The following is a 6,141-nucleotide window of genomic DNA, read 5'->3' as shown; positions in this document are numbered from 1 at the left end:
TCACGCTTTAGCATTCCGTCTGTTTACAGCTACGAGCGTAGCGAAATAGAAATACCGGTTGCTTTCCGTTTGCTCCTCTACCTCTCTTACCTCTTACTCTCTTAGCTCCGTTCTGCTCTACTTCACTACGCTTGTAGCTTTTCAAGACGCAGTTACGAGCAAAGCGAAGTAAAAGTAACTTTCGTCTATTTCAAAGCGAAGCTTCTAGGCGAGCTTGCGAGCTGGAAATTTCACCTGAAAACTTGTATGATACACCCTACAAAACACCCCGAGCTTATCCAAAGCTGGTTTCTCAAATAAAAGTTTAATATCTCGGCTTGTTTCGGTTAAAATGTTTCCGCTAGTTCCCTGTTGAAAACTTAGATATCTTTTCACACTCTTGAGACATCAAAACTCTAATGCTTTTTAGAGTCTTATAAATGGAAATTCTATAAATCCCGGTTAAATTTGCTATTTTAGTAGCCTCTATATCCTCTGCAAAGTACTTGAGAATTTCTCTAAATTTCTTTTCTGAAATTCGGGAACGGATTATATACTTATTTTTTATCAATAGGATCATAGTTAAAAACTCCTTTGAAAGTTTTTAACTTATATTGGGCCTTTTACTTTTTAGCATCAAATTTACCGCCGTAATGCCCATCAAATTTTAGCCTGCCCTGATTCTCGTTTTACTCCAAATTTAGCCGAGATTTTATATAATCTCTTACTCAAATTTCAAGGCAAGTATCTCAAAGCGTTTTGCTACAAAACGCCGCGTGATACGTGATTTACAAAGGATTAAAATGGACGTTTCAAAAATCAAAGCAGGCTCAAACCCGGACAAAATCAACGCCGTGATCGAGATCCCGTACGGCTCGAACATAAAATACGAAATCGACAAAGATAGCGGCGCGGTCGTAGTCGATCGCGTGCTCTACTCGGCGATGTTCTACCCGGCAAACTACGGCTTCGTGCCAAACACGCTTGCAGCAGACGGCGATCCTGCCGATATCTTGGTGCTAAACGAATATCCGCTGCAAGCAGGCAGCGTGATCCCATGCCGCCTAATCGGCGTACTCGTGATGGAGGACGAAGCAGGCATGGACGAGAAGCTACTAGCCGTACCGGTCACCAAGATCGACCCGAGATTTGACGGGATCAAGAGCTACAAAGACCTGCCTGAGGCCACTCTAAATAAGATCAAAAATTTCTTTGAAACTTATAAAATTTTAGAGCCTAACAAATGGGTCAAGGTTAAAGAATTTAAAGACGCCGACGCCGCGAAAGAGATCCTGGACGCGGCAATCAAAAACTACAAATAAGCCGCTCTCCCGGCTTGCTTGGCTGCCGCTTCTTTAAACCCAAACAAGCGGCGGCCGAGTTAAACTATCGAAAAATCAAAAGGATAAAAATGGATATATTAAAGCTACTTTTGGGCAACTCCGGCGGCATGCTTGATGCAATGTCGCAAAAAAGCGGACTGGCGGCAAACGACGTAGGGGCCGTAGTTTCTAAGATCGCGCCGATTTTCATGTAAAGAGCAAACGAGAATTTTAAATCAGACGCGGATTCGTCCAATTTCCTAGATATGATCCGCCGCTCAAACCTAGACGATATGGCTGACGCCCCGCAAAACATCAGCGTCGCCGAGGGCAACGAGCTGCTTGGCGTACTAACAGGCTCAAAAGAAAACAGCAGGGCTCTAGCTAGCGACGTGGGTTCGCAGCTGGGCATCAGCGCGGACTCTATCAAAACCTTGCTACCGATGATCGCGCCGATGATCGCAGGCATGCTAAACAATCAGCTAAAAGCATCAAATTTGCAAGGCTCTGCAGATAGCGGCTCCATGATGTCGATGCTTACGCAGTTTTTGGATCAGAACAAAGACGGCTCGATCGTAGATGATATTTTTAGGATCGCGGGCGACTTTTTCGGTAAAAAATAGGCGGATTTCGCCTATTTTAGCCGTTTTGGCTTTGAGCCACTCAGCTAAATTTACCGCTTCCTATGCGCTATGCTTTTGCACCGCAATGCGTAAATTTATTATACTCTTAACAATTTTTGATATACGCCTGCAAACGGCACTCATACCACTTTAACCATATTTATCAATACTCGCCGCTGCCTCAAATTTATGCCGAATTTGAGATAAAAACAAATAACGTAAAATCAGACTTTAAAATCCAATTTTTATGCCTATTTCAGCCCTTTTTTAAGTTTTCTAACGAGAAATCTCGCCAAATGCAGCTCGTCAAAAAGCGATTTTTCGATGCAAAGCGGGCGGTCAAAAATAAGATCACAGATAAGCTCCGCACCAAGCACCGCCGTGCAGAGCCCGCGCGAGCCGTGAGCGGTGCTAATGTAGACGTTTGGAACGTATTTTGGATGCGGATTAGACTTGCTTTTCGTCCAAAGCAGCGACTTGTATGTATCTTTATAAAAATCCTCGTCGTAAAGCCGCCCGATGAGCGGAAAACGGTCGCCGCTATAGCTGCGGTAGCCCACTTTCGAACCGATTATTCGGACGTTTTGCGGAGTTTTTATCATGTCGTTTGAGAGATTTTCGGATGCAGTCAAATTTGACGCATCTTGCATCTGCGCCGAATCATCAGTAGTCTCGGTACGCAAATCCATGCTTTTGCTTAAATTTACGCCACCCTTGTTCACCTCCAAACGATCCGCATTTTCAGCGTCGCCGTCTGGGCCAATAGTCAAATTTGTATCTTGCGCGCCGCTTAAATTTAGCCGCTCGCTTTTTGCAAATTTGCCGTCCAAAAACTCGGCGACGTCGGCCAAGTTTTTCTCATCATCGCTAGAACGCGGCTCGTCTAAAAAAAGATTTCTATCGTAAGTCGCGCCGATAACCTGCACATCATCAACAGGCGGGCAAACGTAGCCTTTGGCGCTAAAAGGCGCAGGCGTCCAAACGGCAGGCGCGATATGCGTGACCTGGCCGCGCACGGAGCTAAGCCTGATGTCGTAGTCCGTAAAAAGCTCCATGCTCTCGCTACCGACAGCAAGCAAGAGTACGTCGGCGTCGATGATTTGCCCATCCTTAAAATGAGCCCTAACAGCGCCGCTCTCAAGAGTCTCAAAGCCCGTAAATTCGCAGTTTAAAAGCGTTTTTATACCCGTGCTTGCCGCTTTGCACATCTTTCTGGGGCGAGCTTTGGCGCCATTAAAAATAAACGCGCTAGCGTAAGGCTCGTCATCAAATTTTAGCTCAAAAACGCCGTTGTCCGCGTCAAATTCGTGCCACTCGTAAAAGCGCTCTAGCGTCTTTTGCTCGTATGCGTAGTCTGTCGCACCGCAAAACTCTATCTCCTCAGCGCCCAAATTTCGCTCATAAAAGCGCGCCGCCTGCAAAAACGCATTCATATGCATGCGGCCTAAATTTACAGAGGGTTTCGTGATAAGCGGCATTAAAATACCGCAGTGATTTCCGGAGCCGTTTAGCGCGATATCGCCACGCTTTTCGGCGATCGTTACATCTAGGCTGCGCTCGCGCAACTTAAACGCGCAAACGCAGCCAGCCACGCCGCCGCCGATAACTAGCGCCGTCTTTGGAGCGGTCGTGGCAGCGGGATCAAATCTGCTAAACCAAATTTCGCCCTCAGCTTGCCGTTCACCCGCAAATTTGGCACGTAGCATCTCGCGCTTTTTGCCGTAACCTTTTAGCAAATTTACCTCAAAACCGCTATTTTGCAAGGCTCTTTTTAACGCACCCGAAGCCGAGTATGTGCAAACGCTAGCACCCAATGCGCATAAATTTGCGATTTTACCGCAAACCCGCTCGCTCCACATAGCTTCGTTTTTAGCGGGAGCAAAGCCGTCCATAAAAACGGTATCTGCTTTAAAACTAAGCTCATCCAAAACCTCGGCCACGTCACCAAAACACAAGGTAAGCGTGACGTTTGGAGCCAAATTTAGCCTATGAAATCCGCGAATAAGAGGCGGGTAGGCACCCAAAAGCTCACCCGAAACATCCGCGAGCTCGCTAAAATTCGCATAAATTTTAGCCAGATCCTCTTTGGCGATCGGAGTTTTTTCGATACTGACGAAATTTAAAAATTTATCCGTGTTTTTAAATCTTTTAAAAGCGCAGAGAAAATTTAGCCCTGCGCCAAATCCAGCCTCAAGCACGTTAAATTCGCTCTTTTTCTCCCAAATTTCATCAAAAATGGAGTTAAATACATACTCGCTTTGCCCTACGGGATCGTCTGCGTTAAAGTAAATGTCGTCAAATTCGGGATTAAACGGGATGCCACCCTTTAAAACGACTCGTGCGCTTTTCATTGCTGGTTTGAAAAATAGACGTCTATGCCGTCTGCGAGCCCCTTGGCTAGGGCATCTTGGTACTTTGAGTTATTTATAAGATCGCCTTCGCTAGGGTGAGTGATGTAGCCAACCTCAAGCAGTACCGCAGGCATCAGCGCGCCCACTAGCACCCAAAAAGGCGCCTCGCGAACGCCGCCGTCGGAAGCCTTTGAGCTAACTGATTTTGCTCGCGCTAAAACTTCGCGTTGAACGTCGATGGCGAGCTTGTTTGAGGCGATGATTTTCTCGCGGTTAAGGAAATTTAAAAATGTCTGCTTAGAAAAATAGTTCATCTCCTCGATGTCGGATTTATTTTCCAGCGCGGCGGCGTTTTTGCTACGTTCACTACGAGCCGGCGAGAGGAAAAACGTCTCTATGCCGCGCATAGTCGCTGCCTTGGTTTTGCTCGGCGCAGCGTTTGCGTGGATGGAGATAAAGAGGTCCGCAGCCTTGTCGTTGGCGTATTTCGTGCGGTCGCGAAGGTTGATAAATTTATCCTTACTACGCGTGTAATACACATTGTAGCCGCGTCCTTGCAGCTCCTTGCCCGCCTTTTGGGCGATACTTAGCACGATATTTTTTTCTTTTAGCGATCCGTTTATGGCGCCTGGATCATCGCCGCCATGTCCTGCGTCAAGGACGACAACCTTGCCTTTAGCGCTTGTGATTTTTTTAGTGCTTGTCGTTTTTACGGGCGCCAGCACAATTTCTTGCTCATCCTTTTCGGTGGTGCTTTGGGTACTTTTAGCATCCGTCTTGGCCTGTGCGGCAACTTTTTCTTGCTTTTGCTGAGCGAGCTTTTGATTTTGAGCTTGGTGTTGAGTTGCTTTTTGCTGTTGTATTTGAGTTATTTCAGATTTCGAATTTGCAGCGATTTTGGGGAGCTCTTGCTTGATAGACGGTTGATGATTTTTTTGTTTACTGTTTTGACTCGTTAAATTTTGGCTTTGCGTGGACTTAGCCTTTGAGAAAATTAAAGACTGATTATCGACTCTGAGTTTTAAATTTGGTTCGAATTGACTTATGAATACCACCCTAACGGTTTTTTCGTCAAACTGACTTATGCGGATCTCGTCCACCAAGTAGTTCTTAAATCTTTGCAGTTTTCCGCCACTCCAAATTCCTTTAAATTCATATATCGTCTTATAAGAACCTTTTTGATTTAGGTCGGTTTTTTTGATATCGTTACCGTTTAACTGGCGGCTAAATTTTAGCTCGAAATTTCCGTCGTTATCCGAAGCTTCTAGAAGCTGCAAAGTTTGATTTTTGACGGTTTTGGCATTTTGGGCGGCCAGCGGAGCCGAGGATAGCTGACTTAGTTTTACTTCTTTTTGCTTCGGCTCTTGTTTTTGTTGTTCTTTTTTGACCTGCTTTATTTCTTGTTTTGGTTTTTCTTCGCTTGGCTTTACAGACTGCGGTATGCTCGCGAGCTCTTTTTCATACGGTTTGGTATCTAGCCCTAGGGCTTTTGAGCTTTTTATTAGTCTAGTTAGGCTTTGGACTCTTAAATTTACGTTATTTTCCATTATGGATTTTACGTAAAGAGTCCTTAGCTCTTGATGCATTGCGATTTTTTCTTTATTGCTGGCGCTATTAAAATTTTTATCAAATTTATCTAAACTCGATAAAGCGCTTGCGCAAACCGCGCTATTCAAAAAAAATAGAAGTATTAAAAATAATTTAACTATCTTCGCCATTTATCAGTTTTTCAAATAGTTCTTTCACGCTTATTATCTCGTTTAGCTTGTAGCCGTTTGCGCCCGTGAAAAACAACCCCGTCTCCTTGCGCCCCTCAAAGGCGTCGTAGAGGCGGTCTGCGATGCAGTATCCCACCTCTTTAGCCTC

At 45.3% G+C, this 6,141-nt stretch carries 5 protein-coding genes and 2 pseudogenes; 3 read left to right on the top strand and 4 right to left on the bottom strand.

The features are described 5' to 3' along the window. Window positions 1-352: 352 nt before the first annotated feature. A pseudogene (locus Q0546_RS00465) lies at window positions 353-559 on the bottom strand (IS1595 family transposase); the annotation flags it as partial. A gap of 223 nt (window positions 560-782) precedes the next feature. On the opposite strand from Q0546_RS00465, the gene ppa reads away from it, so the two are divergent. The 3 genes from ppa to Q0546_RS00450 all read left to right on the top strand — a co-directional run bounded on the left by ppa (window position 783) and on the right by Q0546_RS00450 (window position 1,924). Further along, complete coding sequence (gene ppa, locus Q0546_RS00460) at window positions 783-1,301, top strand: inorganic diphosphatase (RefSeq protein WP_295142531.1); 519 nt, start codon at window positions 783-785, stop codon at window positions 1,299-1,301. An 89-nt stretch (window positions 1,302-1,390) separates the two neighbouring features. Next, a complete protein-coding gene (locus tag Q0546_RS00455) occupies window positions 1,391-1,516 on the top strand; it encodes a hypothetical protein (protein WP_298789541.1) in 126 nt (41 codons plus the stop codon). Window positions 1,517-1,567: 51 nt separating this feature from the next. Next, complete coding sequence (locus tag Q0546_RS00450; RefSeq protein WP_298789540.1) at window positions 1,568-1,924, top strand: DUF937 domain-containing protein; 357 nt, start codon at window positions 1,568-1,570, stop codon at window positions 1,922-1,924. A 251-nt stretch (window positions 1,925-2,175) separates the two neighbouring features. Here the strand turns inward: Q0546_RS00450 and mnmC are convergent, their stop codons facing one another. The 3 genes and pseudogenes from mnmC to Q0546_RS00435 form a co-directional block, all read right to left on the bottom strand. Then, window positions 2,176-4,275, bottom strand: coding sequence for a bifunctional tRNA (5-methylaminomethyl-2-thiouridine)(34)-methyltransferase MnmD/FAD-dependent 5-carboxymethylaminomethyl-2-thiouridine(34) oxidoreductase MnmC (gene mnmC, locus Q0546_RS00445; RefSeq protein WP_298789538.1), 2,100 nt, complete (start codon window positions 4,273-4,275; stop codon window positions 2,176-2,178). Beyond that, a complete protein-coding gene (locus tag Q0546_RS00440) occupies window positions 4,272-5,993 on the bottom strand; it encodes an N-acetylmuramoyl-L-alanine amidase (RefSeq protein ID WP_298789535.1) in 1,722 nt (573 codons plus the stop codon). The genes mnmC and Q0546_RS00440 overlap by 4 nt, the downstream gene beginning before the upstream one ends. Then, window positions 5,977-6,141: pseudogene (locus Q0546_RS00435) on the bottom strand (nitronate monooxygenase); the annotation flags it as partial. The gene Q0546_RS00440 and the pseudogene Q0546_RS00435, both read right to left, overlap by 17 nt.

Origin of the sequence: uncultured Campylobacter sp., assembly GCF_937997465.1 — a bacterium.
Lineage (GTDB): Bacteria > Campylobacterota > Campylobacteria > Campylobacterales > Campylobacteraceae > Campylobacter_A.
The sequence above is the reverse complement of the archived record's forward strand: the minus strand, read 5'-3'. Positions and strand labels throughout refer to the sequence as shown.